Below are 1,778 nucleotides of genomic sequence, written 5' to 3'. Positions count from 1 at the left end.
GGGCAGGGGCGGTGACGGCCGCCGCGGGGTCCACGGTGCCCGCGCCGACCAGTGCCTTGTCGGCCGGGATGCGATACGCCGTGGAGATGAGGCGATCGGTCAGCCGAGCAGGCGTCAGGTCGGGGTGCGCGGCGACGGCCAGCGCGGCGGTGCCCGCGACGAAGCCCGTGGCCATCTCGGCTCCGTCGCCCGTGAAGCTGCCCGTGCCGCCCGGCCCGACGCTCATCACGGCATTGCCGGGCGCGGCCAGGTCGGGTGCGGTGCGGGGGGCGAGCCTCTGGTCGGGGACGCCGCCCGGCCCGAGCGCCGCGACGGCCAGGACGTCCGGCAGCGCGGCCGGGTAGGCGGCCGGGGCGGGGGCGTCCCCGGAGCCCGTGAGGGTGCCGCCCGCCGCGTACGCCGGGGCGATCACCAGCGCGCCGCGGCGGCCCGCGTCGCGAACGGCCGTGGTGAGCGCCGGGCTGCCCTGGGGCAGGGCGATCGGTACAGCGATGACACGCGCGCGGCGGGCGACGGCCGCCTCGATCCCGGCGGCGACGCTGTTCGCGGTGGCGCCGCCGTCCGACGCGGTGGCACGGACGGCCACGATCCTGGCCTCGGGGGCGACACCCGCGAACCCCGTGCCGGGGCGCGGCGCGGCGGCGACCAGGCCCGCGACGAACGTGCCGTGGCCGATGCAGTCGGTGCCGGAGGCGGGGGTGGCGGGGGTGACACGGCCCGCGAGGGCGGGGGTGTGCGTGGCGTCCACCCCGGTGTCGACGACGGCGACGACGGCGCCCGCGCCACGGGTGGTGTCCCAGGCGCGGGACGGGGCGATGTACTGCTGTGGCCACGGGACATCGACGGGATGCTGCGTGGACGGCTTGACACATCCGCCGCTTCGGGGCGGGGCGGCGGTGATCCGGGGCAGGCCGGTGTCGGCCGTGACGGGGGACGCCGTCGCGAGCGGGGCGGCCACGGTGAGGGCGGCGAGAACGGCGAGGACGGCGGTACGGGCGGTCCGGCGGGGGAGCCGGCCCACCGGGGGGCGCGGACCGCGCCCGGCACCGTCGGTCCGGGGCGGCAGATGCGGGCGGCGGGGAGCGCACGTCATCGGGAGGTTCCCCCCTCCGTCGCCGGGGCCTCGGCCCTGCCGGGTGCGGCGGCGCCGGAGCGCGACGCGCGGGCGGGGGCGGCGCCGGGCGTGGCGGTACGCGGACGGCCCGACGCACCGGGCTCCGGCACCGGGGACACCGCGCCGGGAGTCGCGCGGGGCGCGGTCAGCTCCTGCCACGGGGACGCACCGCTCGCCGTGTCGGTGCGCGGGCGGCGCGGGTCGCGGACGGGAGCGGAGGGGCGCCCGGCCCCGCGCACGCCGGGAAGCGGCGCGGGTCGGCCCGCGCCCCCGGTGAAGGCCCCGGGGCGGGTGGCGGCGCCCGGCCGGTCGGCAGGACCGGCGGTTTCGGTCCGGGACGCGGCGGGTGGCCGTGCGGTGGTCCCGGGTCGGCCGGTGGTCCCGGGTCGGCCGGTGGTCCCGGGTCGGCCGGTGGTCCCGGGTCGGTCGGTGGTTCCGGGTCGGCCGGTGGTTTCGGGCCGGTCGGTGGTTCCGGACGGAGCCGAGTCGGTTGCCCGGGGAGCGGTTCCGGGCCGGGCGGGGGCGGCCGGTCGGTCGCTGGTTCCGGGGCGGGGGCCGGCGGGCGGCTGCACGAGGACCCGGGGGCGGGCGGTGGTTCCCTTGCCGTCAGCCCGGTCAGCCCGGTCAGCCCGGTCAGCCCGGTCGGCCCGGTCGGCCCGGTCAG

At 81.0% G+C, this 1,778-nt stretch carries 1 protein-coding gene; it reads right to left on the bottom strand.

The genetic code is table 11. The annotated features are described in order from the left end of the window. Positions 1 to 1,093: S8 family serine peptidase (locus tag KUM32_RS36075; protein WP_217146128.1), on the bottom strand; the 1,093-nt coding region annotated here is incomplete at its 3' end. Between the last annotated feature and the right edge of the window lie 685 nt (positions 1,094 to 1,778).

The organism is Streptomyces sp. AC627_RSS907, assembly GCF_019049165.1.
The sequence above is the reverse complement of the archived record's forward strand: the minus strand, read 5'-3'. Positions and strand labels throughout refer to the sequence as shown.